This is a genomic window from Micrococcus sp. Mcc28 (assembly GCF_024519775.1).
GTDB lineage: Bacteria > Actinomycetota > Actinomycetes > Actinomycetales > Micrococcaceae > Micrococcus > Micrococcus luteus.
Window position 1 is genome coordinate 45,699 of record NZ_JALJRH010000010.1, and the last position, 19,788, is coordinate 65,486.

At 71.4% G+C, this 19,788-nt stretch carries 18 protein-coding genes and 2 tRNA genes; 8 read left to right on the forward strand and 12 right to left on the reverse strand.

Going from position 1 to position 19,788, the window contains the following annotated elements; all coding sequences use genetic code 11:
• Positions 1-175: 175 nt before the first annotated feature.
• Positions 176-823: an MBL fold metallo-hydrolase gene (locus NR073_RS06880; protein ID WP_256748693.1), complete on the forward strand. Its 648-nt coding sequence runs from the start codon at positions 176-178 to the stop codon at positions 821-823.
• A 40-nt stretch (positions 824-863) separates the two neighbouring features.
• On the opposite strand, the gene NR073_RS06885 is transcribed toward NR073_RS06880, so the two are convergent.
• From NR073_RS06885 to dnaA, 12 genes are all read right to left on the reverse strand, one after another.
• Positions 864-1,091 carry an amphi-Trp domain-containing protein gene (locus NR073_RS06885; protein WP_010079728.1) on the reverse strand — a complete coding sequence of 76 codons (228 nt, stop codon included), beginning with the start codon at positions 1,089-1,091 and terminating at the stop codon, positions 864-866.
• A gap of 77 nt (positions 1,092-1,168) precedes the next feature.
• Positions 1,169-1,957: a queuosine precursor transporter gene (locus NR073_RS06890; RefSeq protein WP_256748694.1), complete on the reverse strand. Its 789-nt coding sequence runs from the start codon at positions 1,955-1,957 to the stop codon at positions 1,169-1,171.
• A gap of 252 nt (positions 1,958-2,209) precedes the next feature.
• Positions 2,210-2,282 (reverse strand) — tRNA-Ala (locus NR073_RS06895).
• Positions 2,283-2,293: 11 nt separating this feature from the next.
• Entirely contained in the window at positions 2,294-2,455 is a 162-nt protein-coding gene (locus NR073_RS06900; protein WP_010079767.1) for a hypothetical protein, read from the reverse strand.
• Between the two features lie 58 nt (positions 2,456-2,513).
• Positions 2,514-2,587, reverse strand: a tRNA-Ile gene (locus NR073_RS06905).
• Between the two features lie 100 nt (positions 2,588-2,687).
• Positions 2,688-3,188, reverse strand: coding sequence for a DUF3566 domain-containing protein (locus tag NR073_RS06910; RefSeq protein WP_010079768.1), 501 nt, complete (start codon positions 3,186-3,188; stop codon positions 2,688-2,690).
• Positions 3,185-5,872, reverse strand: coding sequence for a DNA gyrase subunit A (gyrA, locus tag NR073_RS06915; protein WP_073117165.1), 2,688 nt, complete (start codon positions 5,870-5,872; stop codon positions 3,185-3,187). Before gyrA ends, NR073_RS06910 begins: the two co-directional genes overlap by 4 nt.
• Positions 5,873-5,940: 68 nt before the next feature.
• Complete coding sequence (gyrB, locus tag NR073_RS06920; RefSeq protein WP_256748695.1) at positions 5,941-8,091, reverse strand: DNA topoisomerase (ATP-hydrolyzing) subunit B; 2,151 nt, start codon at positions 8,089-8,091, stop codon at positions 5,941-5,943.
• A 369-nt stretch (positions 8,092-8,460) separates the two neighbouring features.
• Positions 8,461-9,024 (reverse strand): DUF721 domain-containing protein, encoded by a 564-nt coding sequence (locus NR073_RS06925; RefSeq protein ID WP_101967586.1) that lies wholly within the window; start codon positions 9,022-9,024, stop codon positions 8,461-8,463.
• Entirely contained in the window at positions 9,017-10,231 is a 1,215-nt protein-coding gene (gene recF, locus NR073_RS06930; protein ID WP_144861794.1) for a DNA replication/repair protein RecF, read from the reverse strand. Before recF ends, NR073_RS06925 begins: the two co-directional genes overlap by 8 nt.
• 21 nt (positions 10,232-10,252) lie before the next feature.
• A complete protein-coding gene (dnaN, locus tag NR073_RS06935; RefSeq protein WP_060973764.1) occupies positions 10,253-11,368 on the reverse strand; it encodes a DNA polymerase III subunit beta in 1,116 nt (371 codons plus the stop codon).
• Between the two features lie 751 nt (positions 11,369-12,119).
• Positions 12,120-13,667, reverse strand: a complete 1,548-nt coding sequence (gene dnaA / locus NR073_RS06940; protein WP_044659943.1) for a chromosomal replication initiator protein DnaA — start codon at positions 13,665-13,667, stop codon at positions 12,120-12,122.
• A 342-nt stretch (positions 13,668-14,009) separates the two neighbouring features.
• Between dnaA and rpmH the strand changes: the two genes are divergently transcribed.
• The 7 genes from rpmH to NR073_RS06975 all read left to right on the forward strand — a co-directional run bounded on the left by rpmH (position 14,010) and on the right by NR073_RS06975 (position 18,274).
• Positions 14,010-14,147 carry a 50S ribosomal protein L34 gene (rpmH, locus tag NR073_RS06945; RefSeq protein WP_002856443.1) on the forward strand — a complete coding sequence of 46 codons (138 nt, stop codon included), beginning with the start codon at positions 14,010-14,012 and terminating at the stop codon, positions 14,145-14,147.
• A 28-nt stretch (positions 14,148-14,175) separates the two neighbouring features.
• On the forward strand, positions 14,176-14,574 hold the full coding sequence (gene rnpA / locus NR073_RS06950) for a ribonuclease P protein component (RefSeq protein WP_020628391.1): 399 nt from the start codon (positions 14,176-14,178) through the stop codon (positions 14,572-14,574).
• On the forward strand, positions 14,575-14,943 hold the full coding sequence (gene yidD, locus NR073_RS06955) for a membrane protein insertion efficiency factor YidD (RefSeq protein ID WP_020628390.1): 369 nt from the start codon (positions 14,575-14,577) through the stop codon (positions 14,941-14,943).
• A gap of 5 nt (positions 14,944-14,948) precedes the next feature.
• Complete coding sequence (gene yidC / locus NR073_RS06960; RefSeq protein WP_010079777.1) at positions 14,949-15,947, forward strand: membrane protein insertase YidC; 999 nt, start codon at positions 14,949-14,951, stop codon at positions 15,945-15,947.
• A 2-nt stretch (positions 15,948-15,949) separates the two neighbouring features.
• The gene (locus tag NR073_RS06965) at positions 15,950-16,534 is read left to right on the forward strand and encodes a R3H domain-containing nucleic acid-binding protein (RefSeq protein ID WP_043282880.1); all 585 of its coding nucleotides are present in this window, start codon (positions 15,950-15,952) and stop codon (positions 16,532-16,534) included.
• Positions 16,527-17,252, forward strand: coding sequence for a 16S rRNA (guanine(527)-N(7))-methyltransferase RsmG (gene rsmG, locus NR073_RS06970; protein ID WP_020628388.1), 726 nt, complete (start codon positions 16,527-16,529; stop codon positions 17,250-17,252). The genes NR073_RS06965 and rsmG overlap by 8 nt, the downstream gene beginning before the upstream one ends.
• Positions 17,253-17,326: 74 nt before the next feature.
• Positions 17,327-18,274, forward strand: coding sequence for a ParA family protein (locus tag NR073_RS06975; RefSeq protein WP_256748696.1), 948 nt, complete (start codon positions 17,327-17,329; stop codon positions 18,272-18,274).
• The last annotated feature ends 1,514 nt before the right edge of the window (positions 18,275-19,788 follow it).

Sequence of the window (19,788 nt, forward strand, 5' to 3'; positions counted from 1 at the left end):
GCCCGCGCATCCTCGGCAGGACCGAGGGGGCGCGGGCCGGCGCGCGTCCGGGCGCAGGTCGGGGCGGGAGCCGGTGGGCCGCCGTCGAACGGGGCGCGGGCCTTGTCCACCGCCGGGAGCGCGCGGGAGGCTGGGAGCGCCCGGGATCCCGACGCCGGGCGGAGGAGTGATCTGCATGAGCACGACCCTGACCCTCTTCGGCCACTCGGCCGTCCGCCTCGAGAAGGCCGGCCGGCGCCTCGCGTTCGACCCCGGCGCGTTCAGCGACGCGGCGGTCCTGGACGGCGCGGACGCCGTCCTCGTGACGCACGGCCACCCGGACCACGTGGTCCCCGAGCAACTGGTCAGGGCTGTGGCCGGCACAGACGCGCACGTGTGGGCGCCACGGGACCTCACGGGGCCGCTGGCGGAGGCGGGGCTCGATGCCGGGCACGTGCACACGGCCGTCCCCGGGGAGACGTTCGAGGCCGCCGGCTTCCGGGTGGAGGTGCTCGGCGGGGAGCACGCGGTGATCCACGCCGAGGTGCCGCGCCCGGTCAACGTGTCCTACCTCGTGGACGGGGCCGTGCTGCACCCCGGCGACTCGTTCACGGTGCCGGACGCCGACGTCGAGGTGCTCCTGCTGCCCGCCGCGGCGCCGTGGCTGCGCATCGCGGACGTGGTGGACCAGATGCGGGCCATCGCGGCGACGCACACCCGCCCCATCCACGACGGCATCCTCAGCGAGGACGGCAAGGGCGTGGTGGACAGGGTGCTCTCGGGTCTCGCCGAGGGTGTGACCGACTACCGGCGTCTGGCCCCCGGGGAAGCCTGGACGTTCTGAGGCGCGGGGAGGCGGCCCCGGGCGGCCGACCCGGGGCCGGTCACCAGCTGAGGGTGATCTCCAGCTCGGCGTCGCCGTCGTCCTCGACTTCGAGCTCCACCTCGAGGCCCACGCGGTCCGGGACGGTGACGACGACGTCGCGGCCGCCGTGCTCGATCCGCACCTCGTTCTGCCGGGAGAGCTGGTCGGCGAGGTCGCGCAGGCGTGCGGCGGCCTGCTCGCGGCTGAGGGTCTGCTGCTGCTCGTGCTCGAAGAGGTCCTTGCCCATGGCACCGACGGTAGTCGGTGGTCGGGGTGCGCGCGACGGACGGGCCCCGGCGCGGCCGACGCCGGGGCCCGTGCGGGTCAGCGGGACGCGGCCGGGGCGAGGGCGGGATCGTCGTCGCGGTGGATCTCGAAGCCGGGTGCCCGGTAGGTGGGCTCCCGGCGCTTGAGGGCCCGGATGACGAGCAGGGTCACCGGCACGATGAGGATCTCCACGAGCGTCTTGTACCCGAAGCCGGTCACCGTGTAGTTCGCCAGTTCCAGCAGCGAGATGGTGCCGGCGTAGGCGATGGTGCAGAAGATCAGGGTGTCGAAGAACTGGCCGACCACGGTGGAGAGGATGAGCCGGAACGCCACGTGCCGTTCCTTCATGCGCTCCTTGAGGCGGACCACGATGGACGCGTTGAGCAGGGAGCCCACGAGGAACGCGACGACGCCGGCCACGGTGATCCGGAGCATCGGGGCGAGGGCCTGGTCCCAGACCTCGAAGCCATCGACGGGCGTGGTCCAGGAGACCACCGTGTAGGTGAGGGCGGCGAGCACGAGCATCGCGAAGCCGAGGACGATGGCGCGGCGGGCCCGGCGCCAGCCGTACACCTCGGCGAGGATGTCGCCGACGATGTACGCGAACGGGAACAGGAAGGCGCCGCCGTCGAAGATGAGGGGACCGCCGTCGTAGAAGAGGTCCGAGATGACCGGGACGGTGGGGCCGTAGAAGAGCTTGGCCGCGGTGACGCCGGAGAGGATCAGGAGGGCGATGAAGACGCCCACGAAGATGTCGTAGTAGCTCGCGGGCACCCGGGCGTAGGCCGGGGTGCCCTGCCCAGGGGCGGGTCGGTCGGGGGACGGGGTGTCGATGGTGGTGTTCACCGGACCATCCAACACCACACGCGACGGCCACGGGCGCGGTGGGCGGGTCCGGCGGCGGGGGTTCGGGGCAGGCCATCCCCGTCCCTCCGTGGGCAGAAACGCCCTCTCTTCTGCCCACGGGGCCCGAAGTCCTGCAGTTTGTGCCCCAGGAGCCCCCGGGTCGCCGGTTTCTGCCCACGGTGCCGGCGCCGGCGGCCACCCTGGGCATACGAAAGGGCCCGGGAGTCTCACGACTCCCGGGCCCTTCTTCGGTGGAGGCAAGGGGACTCGAACCCCTAACCCCCTGCTTGCAAAGCAGGTGCGCTACCAATTGCGCCATGCCCCCGTGAGGACCGGTCAGTCCTCCGGTGCCGGCTCGACGCCGTCGGCGTCCTCCGGCAGGTCGTCCGTGGCCGTGGCCCAGACGTCCTTCCCCGCACTGTTCTCCCGCCAGAGACGCGCCCCGTAGGCGGCTGCCGCGGCGCCGACCACGAGGGCCACGCGTGCCAGTCGACCCATGGGAAGACCTCCGGAGACGAACGGAGCCCCAGCGGACCGGGGCTCTGTGTGGTGGGAGTGGGCGTACCAAGACTTGAACTTGGGACCTCTTCGTTATCAGCGAAGCGCTCTAACCGCCTGAGCTATACGCCCTCACCGTCGCTCACGGCTGACGCCGTTCACAACAGGAGATGACTGTACAGGAACGCCGACGCCCCGCGCAAATCCGCGCGGGGCGTCGTCGAGGGTCTGCTCAGTCGTCCGTCAGCGTGACGCCGAGGCCGCCCACGAGGCTCGCGCAGAGGTTGTAGAGCAGCGCGGCCACGGTGGCCAGGGCGGTCAGCAGGATGACGTTGACCACGGCCAGCACGGTGGCCAGCGAGGTCACGGTGCTCAGCGGGGCCAGGGACGCCACGGTGTAGCGCCCGGCCTCGGAGCCGAGCACGGTGCCGATCACGTCGTTGACCCTGTCGAAGATCCCGAGGACGTCGGACAGCGAGTACAGCGCCACCGCCGCCACCACCGTGAGGATGCCCAGCGCCACCGAGAGCAGGAACGCCAGCTTCAGCACGGACCACGGGTCCACCCGGGTCAGCACCAGGCGGGCGCGGCGCACCTTGGCCTTCGGGACGGCGCGGACCAGGTCCTCCTGCGAGGACCCGCTGGCCTTGCGCACCGGACGGCCGGACCGCGGCTCGGCGGCCTTCCCGGTGCTCCGCCCCTGGCCGGGACGCGACGACGCGGACGTGCTCACTGCTCTCCTCCGTCTGCACCCTCACCGGCGTCCTGCGTCAGGGCGTCCTCCGGTGCGGCTACGGGGTCGGTCGGGTCGATGTCTGCGTCCAAGGGTACATCCGGCCCCGCCTCGGCCTCGGCGTCCGCCTTCGCCTCCATCTCCTGCTCGTTGTTCAGGGTGACGGCGACGATCCGGTCCCGCTTGTCCGGCTTGGCGAAGATCACGCCCATCGTGTCGCGGCCCTTGGCCGGCACACCGGCGACGGCGGAGCGCACCACCTTGCCCGAGGCCATCACCACGAGGACCTCCTGGTCCTCGCGCACCACGAGACCGCCGGCGAGCTCGCCGCGGTCGTCCACGAGCTTGGCGACCTTGATGCCGAGGCCGCCGCGGTTCTGCAGGCGGTACTCGTCCACGTGGGTGCGCTTGGCGAAGCCGCCGTCCGTGACGGTGAAGACGTAGCCGTCCTCCTCCACCACGTCCATCGTCAGCAGGGAGTCGTCGTCGCGGAACTTCATGCCCGTCACGCCCGAGGTCGCGCGGCCCATGGGACGCAGCGCCTCGTCCGTGGCGGTGAACCGCAGGGACTGGCCCTTGTGCGAGATCAGGATGAGGTCGTCGTCGGGCGAGACCACGCGGGCCGAGACCAGCTCGTCCCCCTCGCGCAGCTTGATGGCGATCAGGCCGGCGGTGCGGTTCGTGTCGTAGTCCAGCAGCGGCGTCTTCTTCACGAGGCCGCCGCGCGTGGCGAGCACGAGGTACGGGGCCCGGCCGTAGTCCACGAGCGGCTGGATCTGGGCGATCCGCTCGTCCGGCTGGAACGCGAGCAGGTTGGCCACGTGCTGGCCCTTCGCGTCGCGGCCGGCCTCGAGCAGCTCGTACGTCTTGATCCGGTACACGCGGCCGAAGTTCGTGAAGAACAGCAGCCAGTGGTGCGTGGACACGGTGAGGAAGTGCTCGACGACGTCGTCGCCGCGCAGCGTCGCCCCGCGCACGCCCTTGCCACCGCGCGCCTGGGACCGGTACTGGTCGATCCGGGTGCGCTTGACGTAGCCGCCGCGGGTGATGGAGACGACCATCTCCTCCTCGGGGATCAGGTCCTCGATGGACATGTCGCCGTCGAAGCCGGCCATGATCTCGGTGCGGCGGTCGTCGCCGTGCTTGGCCACGATCTCGGCGAGCTCCTCGGAGATCACCTCGCGCTGACGCTGCGGGGACTCCAGGATCCGGTTGTACTCGGCGATCTTCGCCATGAGGTCGTCGTACTCGTCCTGGATCTTCTGGGACTCCAGGGCGGCGAGCTGGCGCAGCTGCATCTGCAGGATGGCCTGGGCCTGGACGTCGTCGATGTCCAGGAGCTCCTTGAGGGCCTCGCGGGCCACGTCCGCCGAGGCCGAGCGGCGGATGGTCGCGATGACCTCGTCCAGCATGTCCAGGGCCTTGAGCAGGCCGCGCAGGATGTGCGCGCGCTCCTCGGCCTTGCGCTTGCGGAACGCGGTGCGGCGCACGATCACGTCGATCTGGTGCTTCACCCAGTGGTGCACGAAGCCGTCCAGGGACAGGGTGCGCGGCACGCCGTCCACGAGCGCGAGCATGTTGGCCGAGAAGTTCGACTGCAGCTCGGTGTGCTTGTAGAGGTTGTTCAGCACCACCTTGGCGACGGCGTCGCGCTTGAGCACGATCACCAGGCGCTGGCCGGTGCGGCCGGAGGTCTCGTCGCGCATGTCCGCGATGCCGCTGATCTTGCCGTCCCGCACCATCTCCGCGATCTTCGCGGCCAGGTTGTCCGGGTTGGTCATGTAGGGCAGCTCGGTGACCACGAGGCACGTGCGGCCCTGGATCTCCTCCACGTTGACCACGGCGCGCATGGTGATGGGGCCGCGGCCGGTCCGGTAGACCTCCTCGATGCCCTTGCGGCCCAGGATCTGGGCGCCCGTGGGGAAGTCGGGGCCGTGCACGCGGGCCAGGAGCGCCTCGAGCAGCTCCTCGCGGGTGGCCTCGGGGTGCTCGAGGTACCACTGCACGCCCGCGGCCACCTCGCGCATGTTGTGCGGCGGGATGTTCGTGGCCATGCCGACGGCGATGCCCGAGGAGCCGTTGACCAGCAGGTTCGGGTACCGGGCGGGCAGGACGACGGGCTCCTGCTGCTTGCCGTCGTAGTTGTCCTGCATGTCGACGGTGTCCTCGTCGATGTCCCGGACCATCTCCATGGCCAGCGGGGCCATCTTGGTCTCGGTGTAGCGCTGGGCGGCCGCGCCGTCGTTGCCCGGGGAGCCGAAGTTGCCCTGGCCGAGCGCCAGCGGGTAGCGCTGGACCCAGTCCTGGATGAGGCGCACGAGGGCGTCGTAGATCGCGGTGTCGCCGTGCGGGTGGTAGTTGCCCATCACGTCGCCCACCACGCGGGCGGACTTGTTGAACGCGCGGTCCGGGCGGTAGCCGCCGTCGTACATCGCGTAGAGCACGCGACGGTGCACGGGCTTGAGGCCGTCGCGCACGTCCGGCAGCGCGCGGCCGACGATCACGGCCATCGCGTAGTCCAGGTACGAGCGCTTCATCTCCGACTCGAGGTCGACGGGCTCGACCTTGTCGGCGGCGCCCTCGGGGAGCACGTAGTGCTCCACCTCGATGTCCAGGCCGGTCTGCGGGGTCGGGGCGCCCTCGACGGGCTCGTCCGGGGTCTGGGGGGTGGTCTCGTCGCTCACGCGGGTCCTCTCGTGCTCCCCGCGACGGCGGGGAGGGTGGTCGGCTCAGGCAGGTCTGCGGGTCCGGCTCAGACGTCCAGGAAGCGGATCTCCTTGGCGTTCTGCTGGATGAAGGTGCGGCGGGACTCCACGTCCTCGCCCATGAGCATGGAGAAGACGGCGTCCGCGGCGGCGGCGTCCTCCATGGTCACCTGCAGCAGGGTGCGGTGCTCCGGATCCATGGTGGTGTCCCAGAGCTCCTGGTAGTTCATCTCGCCCAGGCCCTTGTAGCGCTGCACGCCGTTGTCCTTGGGGTAGCGCCAGCCCTTGGCCAGGCCGGCCTCGACGGCGGCGTCGCGCTCCTCGTCCGAGAACACGTAGTCGTGCGGGGCGTTGGACCACTTGATGCGGTACAGCGGCGGCTGCGCGAGGAACACGTGGCCGGCCTCGATGAGCGGGCGCATGTACCGGAACAGGACGGTCAGCAGCAGCGTGGTGATGTGCTGGCCGTCCACGTCCGCATCCGCCATGAGCACGATCTTGTGGTACCGCAGCTTGGAGATGTCGAACTCCTCGCCGATGTTGGTGCCGAACGCCGTGATCATCGACTGGATCTCGGCGTTGCCGAGGGCCTTGTCCAGGCGGGCGCGCTCCACGTTCAGGATCTTGCCGCGCAGCGGCAGGATGGCCTGCGTCTCCGGGTTGCGGCCCTGCTTGGCCGAGCCGCCGGCGGAGTCGCCCTCCACGATGTACACCTCGCAGCGCTCGGGGTCCTTCGAGGAGCAGTCGGCCAGCTTGCCGGGCATGCCGAAGGACTCCAGCGGGGACTTGCGGCGCGCGTTGTCCCGGGCCTTGCGGGCGGCCAGGCGGGCGTGCGAGGCCATGATGGCCTTGCGGATGATCTCCTTGGCCGGGCCCGGATTGCGCTCGAACCAGTCGCCGAGGTGGTCCGTGACCGCCTTGGACACGAACCCGCGGGCCTCGGAGTTGCCGAGCTTGGTCTTGGTCTGGCCCTCGAACTGCGGCTCGGAGAGCTTCACGGAGATCACGGCGGTCAGGCCCTCGCGGATGTCCTCGCCCGTGAGGTTGTCCTCCTTGGGCTTGAGGATCTCCTTCTCCCGCGCGTAGCGGTTGACCAGGGAGGTCAGCGCGGCGCGGAAGCCCTCCTCGTGGGTGCCGCCCTCGTGGGTGTTGATCGTGTTCGCGTAGGTGTGCACGGACTCCGAGTAGGCGGAGGTCCACTGCATGGCCACCTCGACGGCCATGGAGCGGCCGTCCGAGACGTCCTCGGCCTCGAAGGCGATGACGTCGTCGTGGACGTACTCGACCTTCTTGGCGGAGTTGAGGTGCTGGACGTAGTCGAGCAGGCCGTTCTCGTACAGGTAGGTGACGGAGCGGCGCTGGGGCTCCTGCTCCGCCTCCTCCGCCAGGCCGTTCTCCGCGACGTCCTCACCGGCGGCGCCCTCGCCCGCGATCTCGTCGTCGACGACCTCGTTGGACTCCTGGACGCGCTCGTCCGTGAGGGTGATGCGCAGGCCCTTGTTGAGGAAGGCCATCTGCTGGAAGCGGGCGCGCAGGGTCTCGTAGTCGAACTCGATCGAGTCGAAGATCTCCGCGTCCGGGTAGAACGTCTGCACGGTGCCCGTGGCGTCCGTGGCCTCCCCCTTCACCAGCTCGCCCTGGGGCACGCCGCCGTCCGCGAAGGACATGCGCCACGCGTGCCCCTGACGGCGGACCTCGGTGTCCACGCGGCGGGAGAGCGCGTTGACCACGGAGATGCCCACGCCGTGCAGGCCGCCCGAGACGGCGTAGCCGCCGCCGCCGAACTTGCCGCCGGCGTGCAGGATCGTCATGACGACCTCGACGGTCGGCCTCCCCTCGGTGGGGTGCAGGTCCACGGGGATGCCGCGGCCGTCGTCCGCCACGCGCACGCCGCCGTCGGCCTGCAGCGTGACGTCGATGCCGGTGGCGTAGCCGGCCAGCGCCTCGTCCACGGAGTTGTCCACGACCTCGTACACGAGGTGGTGCAGGCCCCGCGGGCCGGTGGAGCCGATGTACATGCCGGGGCGCTTGCGGACGGCCTCGAGGCCCTCGAGCACGGTGATGGCGCTGGCGCCGTACTCACCGGGCACCTTCCGGTCCTTCACCGGGGCCTCGGGCTGCCCGACGGCGTCCGGCACGGCCTCCGGGTTCGGCGCGGCCGACGCGGCGGTCGGCTCCTCCGCGGGGTTCTCGGGCATGGCGTCAACCACGGGTGGCTCACTTCCTCGGACGTCGGCGGCAGGGTCGACCCGCGCGCAGGCGCGCGACGCCGCCCGGACATAACCGGCACGCGACACGCTCCCGCAGATCCACGGGGGCGGGGGCCGGACGACGGCCGGCCCCCTTTCACTGGTCCCAGTGTACCGCCTGACACCCCGAGGACCCGCATCGACGGGGGTCCGCCACGGGAGAACACCCGCTCAGCGGCCAGGGACACGGCTCAGGACGCGCGCAGGAGACCGCCCATGCCTCCCGGGCCGTCACCGACCCTGTGACCGCGCCAGAGCGGCGCCCATGGCCTCGCCGCGTTCGGGTCGTCGTCGGGCGCCGCGCGGATGGTCGCGAACTCAGCCGTAGGTGTCGCGCGGCCCGCGGCCGCCGCGCACGGTGCGCGGGCCCATGCGCCAGCTCGGGGCCTGGGGCCCCGCCACCTCAATGCGGGTCACGACGCCGGGCCCGAGCGCCTCGTCGAAGCGCTGCAGGAGCACGGGGCTCATCAGGCGCAGCTGCGTGGCCCACGCGGTGGAGCTCGTCCGGACCCGCACCACGGAGTCCTCGAAGCTCTCCGGGCGGCAGTGCAGCGCGATCTCCGGCCCCACCAGCTCGGCCCAGCGGGTGAGCACGGAGCCGACCGCCACGGGGGTGGACCAGCCGCGGTCGCGGATGAGCCGGCCGAACACGGTGGACACCGTGGCCGGGTCCCGGTCCGCACCCCCGAACGGGCGCCGACGGTCCTGCCGCTCCCGGCCGGCCGACGTCGTGCCCGCCATGGCCCCGGCCAGGCCCGCGCCCGTCCCCCGCGCCCGCAGCGGCGCCTCGCCCCGCTCCCGGGCGGCCTCGCGGACCCGGCGCAGCTGCACGAGCGCCAGGTCCGGCCGGTCCGGCTCGAACGGGGCGGGGGTCTCAGCCATCGGCGCCGCCCTCGCGCCGGGGCTCGCGGATGTCCCCCTCCACGGGGGCCGCGGCGGCCACGGCCTCGGAGCCCTCCGCGTCCTGGCGGATGAGCACGCGGTGGGCCGTGAGCTCCTCGGGGACGTCCTCGAGCGCGGCGGCCGTGACGATCACCTGCTCGGCCCGGTGCACGAGCGCGGCGAGGCGGCGGCGACGGGCGGCGTCGAGCTCCGCGAACACGTCGTCCAGGATCAGGACGGGGCGGGCGTCGGGGTCCGGGTCGTCGGCCACGAGCACGTCGTAGGCCGCCATGCGCAGGGCGAGCGCCAGCGACCACGTCTCCCCGTGGGAGGCGTAGCCGCGCGCGGGCGCCGGGCCCAGGAAGAGGGCGAGCTCGTCCCGGTGCGGGCCCACCAGGGTGAGCGACCGTGCCCGCTCCTCCTCCCGCTGGGACTCGAGCGTCCGGCGCATGTCCGCGGCCAGGTCCGCCACGGCCGGGACCTCCGCGTGGGTGCCGCGGGCCAGCGGGACGGTGGACTCGTAGGCGTAGGCCGCGGCCTTGGAGCCGTTGGTCAGCGCGGCGTACATCTCCTGGAGGGGGCGGGCCAGGAGGCGCAGCACGTGCAGGCGGCCGTGGAGCAGGCGGGCGCCGGCGGCGCAGAGGTGCTCGTCCCAGACGGCGAGGGTCGCGTCCTCCTCGGGGCCCCAGCGGCGAGAGCCGCGGCTCGACTTGAGCAGGGCGTTGCGCTGGCGCAGCACGCGTTCGTAGTCGGCGGCGGCCTCGCCGAGGGCCGGACGCAGCTGCACCATGAGCTGGTCGAGGAGACGACGGCGGCCACCGGGCTCCCCCGTCACGAGGCTCAGGTCCTCCGGGGCGAAGACCACGGTGCGCAGGATCCCGAGGCCCTCCTTCGCCCGCACGGGGGCGCCGCGGTTGATGGCCACCCGGTTGGACCGGCCCGGCAGGATCTCCAGCTCGAGGGCGACGGCGCGCGATCCGCGGTGCACGCGTCCGGCGATCCGGGCCCGGTCCCGGCCGAAGCGCACGAGCTGCGCGTCCGAGCTGACCCGGTGGGACTGCTGGGCGCCGAGGTAGCCGATCGCCTCCACGAGGTTGGTCTTGCCCACCCCGTTGGCCCCGAGCAGCACCGTGGATCCCGGCGTCAGCTCCAGGTCGGCCCAGCGGTAGGACCGGAAGTCCGCGACGGTGAGGTGGGACAGGTACACGGGAGCGTCCGGCCCCCTGCGTCAGGCGATGCGCACCGGCATCACGAGGTAGCGGTAGTCGGAGACGACGCCGTCCTCCTGGTTCACGCCGGTGAGCAGGGCGGGCTTGGGCGCGGACGTGAAGGCGAAGCGCACCTGCGGCTGGTCCACCACGGCCAGGCCCTCGGAGAGGTAGGACGGGTTGAACGCCACGGTGATGTCCTCGCCGTCGAGCGTGCACGGCACGGACTCGTTGGCGCTCGCGTCGTCGCCGGTGCCGGCGTCCAGGGTGACCTGGCCATCCGTGAACACCATGCGCAGGGCGGTGTTGCGCTCGGCCACGAGGGCCACGCGGCGGGACGCCTCGACCAGGGCGGCGGTGTCCACCACGGCCTGGATGGGGCTGGACTCGGGGAAGAGCGAGCGGATCTTGGGGTACTCGCCGTCCACGAGTACGGAGGTGGTGCGGCGGCCGCCGGAGGCGAAGCCCACGAGGTCGGCGGTCTGACCGAGCAGGATCTCCAGGTCGCCGCCGGAGCCGAGGGACTTGGCGACCTCGGTGAGCGTGCGCGCCTTGATGAGCAGCGACGTCGAGAGGGACGGGTCCGCCGGGGTCCAGCGAATCTCCTTCATGGCCAGCCGGTAGCGGTCCGTGGCCAGGAAGGTCATGGTGTCGCCCTCGATCTCCACCTTCACGGCGGTGAGGATCGGCAGGGTGTCGTCCTTGGAGGCGGCGACGGTGACCTGGGCGACGGCGTGGGCGAACGCGGCCCCGTCCACGGTGCCCGCGGGGGCCGGCAGCTCGGGCAGGGCCGGGTAGTCGCCCACGGGCATCGTGGCCAGGGCGAAGCGGGAGGAGCGGCAGGTGACGAGCACCTTGCCGCCGTCGAGCTCCACCGTGACCTGGGCCTGCGGCAGGGAGCGGACGATGTCGTTCAGCAGGCGGCCGGAGACGAGCACCTGGCCCGCGGTCTCGACGTCGGCCTCGATCTCCAGGCGCGCGGAGGTCTCGTAGTCGAAGCTCGCGATGGACACGACGCCGGCCTCGGCCGTGATCAGCAGGCCCGAGAGCACCGGCACCGGCGGGCGCGGGGACAGGGAGCGGGCGGCCCAGGAGACGGCGTCGGTGAGGATGTCGCGTTCGACGGTGAACTTCACGAGCTGCACTGCCTCTCTGGGGGTGATGACGGGGGTTGCGGGCCCGGGGGGAACGGCGACACGCGGGCCTCAGCATAGGCGGTCCGCGCGGCGGGTGTCAGGTCGCAGACGAATGACAGCGGTGTGATTCCACGGATCTCGGGCGCCCGGGCGCAGCCCGGGCCCTCGAGGCGCTCAGCTCGGTGCGGGACGGCGGAGTTGATGTTGCTTGGCGGGATCTCTCCAGAGGGATCAGAAGGAGTGGTAGCGGGTGTGGATCCTGTGGAGAACGCCGTTCTGCCGCGGCACCATGCGGATCCGGTTGGGGGAACCGTGTGGACGCCCGCTCGTTCGGGGTGTGCATCCGATGTGGACGGGCCTCGGAGGCCCTCCCCCCGCTCTGCACAGGCCCGACCGGGGTTGTCCAGACTCGTCCCCGGATCCACCCCCCAGTTGTCCACATTCCTGTCCACAGGGTGCGTCCACACCCGTCGAAACCCGCGACATCATGCGGTTTTCGGCTGTGGAGATCTGTGGATACGTGTGAACCATCGAATGACACCCGTGTGATTCACCAGCCTGGGCATCGTCGTCGTCCCCAGGGGTGTGGACGCGGCGTGAGCGGCCTGATTCCGCCATCCACAGGGGCGGAGGTTGTCCACAGCACCGGGGGTTCTCCACAGAGTTGTCCACACCGGTGGACAATGTGGAAGAAGGCTCGAGTCCCGGTCGAAGGTTCGAACCGGGACTCGAGGGTGGGACAGCGGGTGGCTCAGGCGCCGCGCTGCTTCCGCTTGATCTCGTTGGTGAGCTCGGTGACCTGGTTGTAGATCGTCCGCCGCTCGGCCATCAGCTCGCGGATCTTGCGGTCCGCGTGGATGACGGTGGTGTGGTCGCGGCCGCCCAGGACCTGACCGATCTTGGGCAGCGACATCTCGGTCAGCTCGCGCAGCAGGTACATGGCGATCTGCCGCGCCGTCACCAGCGTGCGGGTGCGGGACTTGCTGGTCAGCTCCTCGAGGGTGAGATTGAAGTACTCCCCCGTGGCGTGCAGGATCAGCTCCGGGGTGATCTCGTGCGCCGTCTCGTCCGTGATCAGGTCCTTGAGCACATGCTCGGCCAGCTCGATGTCCACGGTCTGCCGGTTGAGCGAGGCGAACGCGGTCACGCGGATCAGCGCGCCCTCGAGCTCGCGGATGTTCGTGGAGATGCGCGAGGCGATGTACTCCAGCGCCTCCGGCGGGGCCACGAGCCCCTCGGCCTCCGCCTTCTTCCGGAGGATCGCGATGCGCGTCTCGAGGTCCGGCGGCTGGATGTCCGTGATCAGCCCCCACTCGAAGCGGGAGCGCAGCCGGTCCTCGAACCCGGAGAGCTGCTTGGGCGGCAGGTCCGAGGTGATGACCACCTGCTTGTTGTTGTTGTAGAGCGTGTTGAAGGTGTGGAAGAACTCCTCGACCGTCGCCTCCTTGTCCGCCAGGAACTGGATGTCGTCGATCAGCAGGATGTCCACGTTGCGGTAGACCTGCTTGAACGAGGCGCCCTCGTCGTGGCGGATGGAGTTGATGAAGTCGTTGGTGAACTCCTCCGAGTTCACGTACCGCACCCGCAGGCCCGGGTAGAGGCGACGGGCGTAGTGCCCGATCGCGTGCAGCAGGTGCGTCTTGCCCAGGCCGGACTCGCCGTAGATGAACAGCGGGTTGTACGCCTTCGCCGGCGCCTCGGCCACCGCGTTCGCGGCGGCGTGCGCGAACCGGTTGGACGAGCCGATCACGAACGTCTCGAAGTGGTAGCGGTCGTTGAGGCGGCTGGTCTCCGCGGACGTCGACGGCGGCGCGGGGGTCGGCTTGCCGTTCCCGCTCGGGGCCGCGGTCGCAGCGGGCGCGACGTCGGCCGGCGGCTCGATGCGGAAGCCCGGCAGCTCCTCGGCGACGGCGCGGCGGGAGGTGGCGGCGGTCGCGGCCGGGGGCAGCTCGACGTCCGGCACCGCGGCGGCGGCCGGTCCGCCCGCGAGGGAGGAGCGGCGGGCCTCGGACGAGGGGGTCCGCGGCGGCTGCAGGTTCGCGTCGATCGAGATGGCCAGCAGGATCTCCTCGCGGAACTCCTTGGTCAGGGCGTCCGTGAGGGCGTCGGCCACCTGGGTGCCCTGGAGCGTCTCGCGGGTGGTCTCGTTCGGCACGGCCAGCAGGAGCGTGTTGCCGATGAGGCCCTGCGGCTGGGCCAGGTAGACGAAGCCCATGAGGCGGGCGCTGACCCGCGCGTCGTCCTCGAGGGAGCCCACGACGGAGCGCCACGAGCTGAGCACGGCCTGGTCTGCCACCACGGAGGCTTCCTTTCCTGGGGCAGACGTCCCCGAGGACGGGGGCGGCTGCGCGAGACGGACGACGGTGCTCGGAGTCTAACGGTTGTCCACAGGGTTGTGCACAGACGGTGGACAACCCCTATCATCCTGTGGACGACCGTCCCGGGCGCCCACGGGCGTCCGGGATCCGCGCGCACCCGTTTGACCCCTGCGTACCCCGGCCACTAGAGTTGTCTGGTCCCCCGGGTGTCGGTTGATCGTGCCCGCCGGGGATTTCATGTCAGAGCCTCACCGGTCCTTCCCCCTGGTCCACCTGCTCAGGTCGACGGTCGAAGGCACACAACACGTCGTGGAGAGATCACAGTGACCAAGCGCACGTTCCAGCCCAACAACCGCCGTCGTGCCCGCAAGCACGGCTTCCGTGCCCGCATGCGCACCCGCGCCGGCCGCGCCATCCTGTCCGCTCGCCGCGGCAAGAACCGCGCCGAGCTGTCCGCCTGAGGACCTCGGTCCAGGGACGGCGCGCCCCGTGCTGCCCCGTGACCGTCGCGTCCGCACGCCCGCGGAGTTCCGTCACCTCGGTCGCACCGGCACCCGGGCGGGTCGGCGCACCGTCGTGGTGAGCGTCGCCACGGACCCCGATCAGACCCGGTCCACGTCGCCGAGCGCCCCTCGGCCGCGGGCCGGGTTCGTCGTGTCCAAGGCCGTGGGGAACGCGGTGACCCGCAACCGGGTGAAGCGGCGGCTGCGCGCCGTCGTCGCGGATCAGATGCGCCTGCCCCCGCTGCGCGACCTGCCGGTTCTGGTGCAGGTCCGCGCGCTGCCGGCCGCCGCCGAGGCGGACTACGCGCTGCTGCGCCGCGAGACCGTCGGCGCGCTCGGCAAGGCCCTGAAGCCGCATCTGCCCGCCGCCTCGGAGCCCGCGTAGATGACCGTCACGCCCTCGCCCTTCGTCGTGCTCGAGCCCTCCCGTGAGTGGGGGCCGCTGCGCGCGCTGCCGTCCGCCCTGCTGGCCGGCCTGCTCACGGTCTATCGGGCCGTGGTCTCCCCGCTGTACGGACCCGTGTGCCGGTTCTTCCCCAGCTGCTCCGCCTACGGGCTGGAGGCCGTGCACGTGCACGGCGCGGTCAAGGGGTCGTGGCTCGCCGCGCGGCGCATCGGCCGGTGCCATCCCTGGAACGACGGCGGCGTGGACCCGGTCCCGCCCGGGCACCGACGCTGGCCGCCGGGCCGGCAGCCGCGCATCCTCACCCTGAACCACCCTCCCATCCCACCTGATCTCCCGCAGGAGGATTGACCCCCATGTTCGAAGCCATCCTCTCCCCGTTCCGCTGGCTGATGTCCTGGCTGCTCGGGGCGTTCCACAGCATCCTGGAGTTTGCGGGCCTGCCCGCGGACTCCGGCTGGACGTGGGCCCTGTCCATCCTCCTGCTGGTGGTGCTCATCCGCACCCTGCTGATCCCGCTGTTCGTCAAGCAGATCAAGGCGCAGCGCGCCATGCAGGCCATCCAGCCCGAGCTGCAGAAGCTGCAGGCCAAGTACAAGGGCAAGAAGGACCAGCTCTCCCGCCAGGCCATGGCCATGGAGCAGCAGGCGCTCATGAAGGAGCACAAGGCGAACCCGTTCGCCGCCTGCCTGCCGCTGCTGATCCAGATGCCGTTCTTCTTCGCGCTCTACCAGGTGCTGATCGGCGCCCGCGGCGCGGCGGAGCGCGGCGAGGCCATGGACGCCCTGTCCGCGGACCAGATCCGCTCCTTCGAGGGCTCCACGATCTTCGGCGCCCGCATGTCGGACACCTTCATGAACTCGCTCGGCGCGCCGGGCAGCGGGCCCGTGATCGTCACGGCGATCGTGCTGATCCTGCTCATGTCGGGCTCGATGTTCTTCATGCAGAAGATGCTCATGACGAAGAACATGACGCAGCAGGCCCTCTCCGGGCCCATGATGCAGACGCAGCAGATCATGCTCTACGCCATGCCCCTGATCTTCGGCATCGGCGGCATCAACTTCCCGATCGGCGTGCTCCTGTACTGGACCTACTCCAACTTCTGGGCCGTCGGCCAGCAGTGGTGGATCATCCGCAACAACCCGACCCCGGGCTCCCTCGCCGAGAAGGAGCTCAACGAGCGCCGCGCCGCCAAGGGCCTGCCCCCCGTGGGCCAGAAGGTGTCGAACGCCGAGGCCACGCCCTCGTCCGCGCACACCCAGGCGGGCCGCGGCGGTGCCGTGCTGAACGGTGAGGTCGTCCGCCAGTCGGGTCAGCGCGTCCAGCCCCAGCGCAAGAACCGCAGGAGGAAGTGAGCATGTCCGCCGAGAACGTGACCCCGGCCCCCGAGGCCGAGGACGCCGTCGTCGAGACCCCCGTGGGCCAGGGCTCTCGCGTCGCGGAGCAGGACGGTGCCGCCGTCTCGGAGGCGGTGCGCCGCCTCGAGGAGGAGGGCGACGTCGCCGCGGACTACGTCGAGGAGCTGCTCGACATCGCGGACCTGGACGGGGACATCGACATCGAGGTCCGCGACGGGCGCACGTACGTGTCCGTCGTCTCCGAGGACCACGATGAGCGCCTGGACGGCCTCGTCGGCCCCGACGGCCGCACCCTGGAGGCCCTGCAGGAGCTCGTCCGGCTGGCCGTGCTCGCCGCCACGGGGCACCGCTCCCGGCTGATCCTGGACGTCTGCGGGCACCGGGAGCGCCGCAACGTCGCCCTGCGCACCGCCGCCCAGGCGGCCGTCGAGCGCGTCCGCGCCGGCGAGGGTCCCGTGCACCTCGAGCCCATGGGCGCGTACGAGCGCAAGATCGTCCACGACGTCGTCGCGGACGCCGGCCTGACCTCCGAGTCGGAGGGCGAGGGCGCCCGCCGGCACGTGGTCATCTCCGCCGATGACTGAGCGGGGCTCGGCCTACGAGCGGCGCCCCGGGCTGGATCCGCAGGACCGGGGCGACCGCCCCGCGCCCGTGGGGCAGCCGGCGCCGCCGCTGACCGACGCGCTGCGGCCGGCCGCCGTCGAGCTGTTCGGCGAGGCCCTCCCCCGGGCCGAGGCATACGTGGCCCACCTGGCGGACACCGGCATCGAGTGGGGCCTGATCGGCCCGCGCGAGGCACCCCGTCTCTGGGAGCGCCACGTCCTGAACTGCGCCGTGGTCGAGGAGCTCCTCCCGCAGGGCGCGCTCGTGGCCGACGTCGGCTCCGGCGCGGGCCTGCCCGGCCTGTGCCTCGCGCTCGCGCGCCCCGACTGCCAGTTCCTGCTCATCGAGCCGCTCGAGCGGCGCGTGGAGTGGCTGGACAGGGTGGTCGCCGACCTCGGCCTGGAGAACGTGGACGTGATCCGCGGCCGTGCCGAGCAGGTCTCCGGGAACCTCGACGTCGACGTCGTGACCGCCCGCGCCGTGTCCGCGCTGAAGACCCTCGTGCCGCTGGCCATGCCGATGCTGCAGGGCGCCGGGGAGCTGCTGGCCATCAAGGGCCGCTCCGCGGCCGACGAGATCGCCGCCGCCCGCAAGGTCCTGCGCAAGTATGGTGGTGCCGAGCCCGAGATCCTCACGGTGGGCGAGGGCCTGCTGCCCGAGACCACCACCGTCGTGCGCGTCAGCGCGCGTCCCCGCTGACCCCTCCCCCACCGGGACGGGACGGGCCGGGCGGCAGCAGATCCGCACACCCGCGACCCAGGAGGTAGAGCCGCATGGCGCAGGAGCAGGAGAGCCGGGGTGGGGCCTGGAGGGCCCTGCGCCAGAAGTGGACCGGCCGGACCGCCGAGAAGGGCGGCGCCGACGCCGAGGAGCCCGCGCGGCTCCAGCGTCGCCGTCTGACGCGCCCCGACCGCACCCGCGTGTTCACGACGTCCAACCAGAAGGGCGGCGTCGGCAAGACGACGACGACGGTCAACCTGGCCGCGGCCCTCGCCCGCGCGGGCATGCGGGTGATGGTGGTGGACATCGACCCGCAGGGCAATGCGTCCACCGCGCTGAACATCCCCCACACCGGAGACGTGGCCTCCGTGTACGACGTGCTCCTGGGCGAGATGGAGATCCAGGACGTGGTGCAGGACGCCCCGGACGTAGATGGCCTTCAGGTGGTGCCCGCGACCATCGACCTGGCCGGTGCCGAGATCGAGCTGGTCTCCCTGGTGGCCCGCGAACAGCGACTGTCGCGGGCGCTCGAGGCGTACACCGCCTGGCGCGAGGAGGTCGGGCAGGAGCGGCTGGACTACGTGTTCATCGACTGCCCGCCGTCCCTGGGCCTGCTGACGGTCAACGCGTTCGTGGCGGCCGAGGAGGTGCTCATCCCGATCCAGGCCGAGTACTACGCCCTCGAGGGCCTCTCCCAGCTGCTCAAGAACGTGCAGATGATCCAGAAGCACCTGAACCCGCGTCTCCAGGTGAGCACCATCCTGCTGACGATGTTCGACGCGCGGACCAACCTCGCCGTGCAGGTGGCGGAGGAGGTCCGGACGCACTTCCCGGAGCAGCTGCTGAGCACCGCGATCCCCCGCAACGTCCGCATCTCCGAGGCCCCCAGCTATCAGCAGACGGTGCTGACGTACGACCCGGCCTCGGCCGGCGCCATGGCGTACCGGGAGGCGGCCGCGGAGATCGCCGGCCGCGGGGCGCCGACGGCCCTGAAGGGCTGACGCCCAGCCGGCCGCTGCGGCGGTCGCCGGGTGGCGCTGCTGGCGACGACGAAGCCCGCCGGAGGGAGTGATCCCCCCGGCGGGCTTCGTCGTGAGTGAGCGTGGCCCGGAAGATGGGGGGTGAAAAGACAAGCGGAAACGCTGGGCATATCGGAAGTTCGTGTTTCACGTGAAACGACCTTCTCCGAGGGTGCGCGCGTGGTGCCGCCGCGGCGGGACGATGGGGAGGGGTGCCCGTGGTGGACTGCGTCCGTCTGACACGCTCCCCTCTCCTTCGCTGGGCCGGCCCCTCCGCCGCCGGCCAGGCGCACCTGTCGCGAGGCCTGGGAGCAGCCGCGGGCGGCGACGCACGAACTCACGGGGTGGACGGCATGGCGGCGGGGCGGCGACGGCGGCTGTGAGGGCCGGTGGTGCACCCTGCGTTGAAGTGCTCCTCGGGAGCTGCGCGATGCGTGGGGAACGTCCTGGCCGCCGGGCGCGGCCGTGCAGGGCATGGTCCGTCCCTCCACCTTCACCCGGGTGCGCTGCAGCCTCGAGGATGCAGCCAGCGAGCAGGCCGGGTGCTGTGACTGGGTGTTCCCTCTCCCCCACGGTCAGCCCTCCTCCCCGTCGGTGACGTTCAGGGAATCGGGGCCAGAGCGGAGCTCGAGCTGTGGTGTCGCCGCGAGGCGCGCGGCCGGTCTGCCGTGAGCGTGTGCGAGAGCAGACGTCAGCGGCGATGGTGGGCTGCTGTGATTCGTCTGAGTTGGAGGGGCCGAACGGCGGCGCCAGAAGGACAGTTCTACTGTGCATTCCTGTGTGCGGAGTAGAAAAGATTCCGGCGAAGAGGGGCGGCCGCGCGCCCCCAATGTATACAAGGACAAGCATGTGAGCTGGCACTTTGCGGAGTCAGCAGTGGTTAGCGGCTATCGTCGATGTTGATATGTGGACAAGATCTGTGGACAAGGGGACGCCGTGGGTAGGTGGCCGTGGGTGCCACCATGGCGCTGGTTGGTCTGGCGAATCCCCAGCGCGGCCCGACGGCTAGGTACGGGGTCGGCAGGGGAATGCTGAGTCAGTCTGGGTCCCCTCCCCCGGGAAACCCCCATCAGCTCAGTGCGGGACGGTCAGGCCGCACGGTTTTGACCCCTGCAACGACGTGGAAGCAGGACGTCGATCACTCAGGTGGTGGCCGGGGGTTTCACGTGAAACACGATGATCGCGCGTAGATCTAGCGTCGATCCCTGGAGGGAGTCGCGTGCGGACGGACGGGTGAAGACCCGGTTCCACACGAGTCGGACGTGAACCTTAATGGGCGGAATGGGCAGACGGGAGGAATGGGTCCGGTCTGTCGGGCGGAAGGGCCTGCCATATGACTGTACGGCCGCTGCTGACGGCAGCGACTGCATCGAACAGTACGGTCAACGGCACAAGTCGGTGCAAGCTGCGCGACATGGGACCCGCGACCCGGCGTTCGCGCCCAGTACGCCGCCACGTTTCACGTGAAACCGAACGACCGACGTCCGGCGCTCGAC

What these genes read in the sequence shown, in the direction of transcription:
- NR073_RS06880 (WP_256748693.1), top strand. Translation starts at nt 176, where the DNA reads ATGAGCACGACCCTGACCCTCTTCGGCCACTCGGCCGTCCGCCTCGAG.
- NR073_RS06885 (WP_010079728.1), bottom strand. Translation starts at nt 1,091, where the DNA reads ATGGGCAAGGACCTCTTCGAGCACGAGCAGCAGCAGACCCTCAGCCGC.
- NR073_RS06900 (WP_010079767.1), bottom strand. Translation starts at nt 2,455, where the DNA reads ATGGGTCGACTGGCACGCGTGGCCCTCGTGGTCGGCGCCGCGGCAGCC.
- gyrB (WP_256748695.1), bottom strand. Translation starts at nt 8,091, where the DNA reads ATGCCCGAGAACCCCGCGGAGGAGCCGACCGCCGCGTCGGCCGCGCCG.
- NR073_RS06925 (WP_101967586.1), bottom strand. Translation starts at nt 9,024, where the DNA reads ATGGCTGAGACCCCCGCCCCGTTCGAGCCGGACCGGCCGGACCTGGCG.
- yidD (WP_020628390.1), top strand. Translation starts at nt 14,575, where the DNA reads ATGACCGTCACGCCCTCGCCCTTCGTCGTGCTCGAGCCCTCCCGTGAG.
- yidC (WP_010079777.1), top strand. Translation starts at nt 14,949, where the DNA reads ATGTTCGAAGCCATCCTCTCCCCGTTCCGCTGGCTGATGTCCTGGCTG.
- NR073_RS06965 (WP_043282880.1), top strand. Translation starts at nt 15,950, where the DNA reads ATGTCCGCCGAGAACGTGACCCCGGCCCCCGAGGCCGAGGACGCCGTC.
- rsmG (WP_020628388.1), top strand. Translation starts at nt 16,527, where the DNA reads ATGACTGAGCGGGGCTCGGCCTACGAGCGGCGCCCCGGGCTGGATCCG.
- NR073_RS06975 (WP_256748696.1), top strand. Translation starts at nt 17,327, where the DNA reads ATGGCGCAGGAGCAGGAGAGCCGGGGTGGGGCCTGGAGGGCCCTGCGC.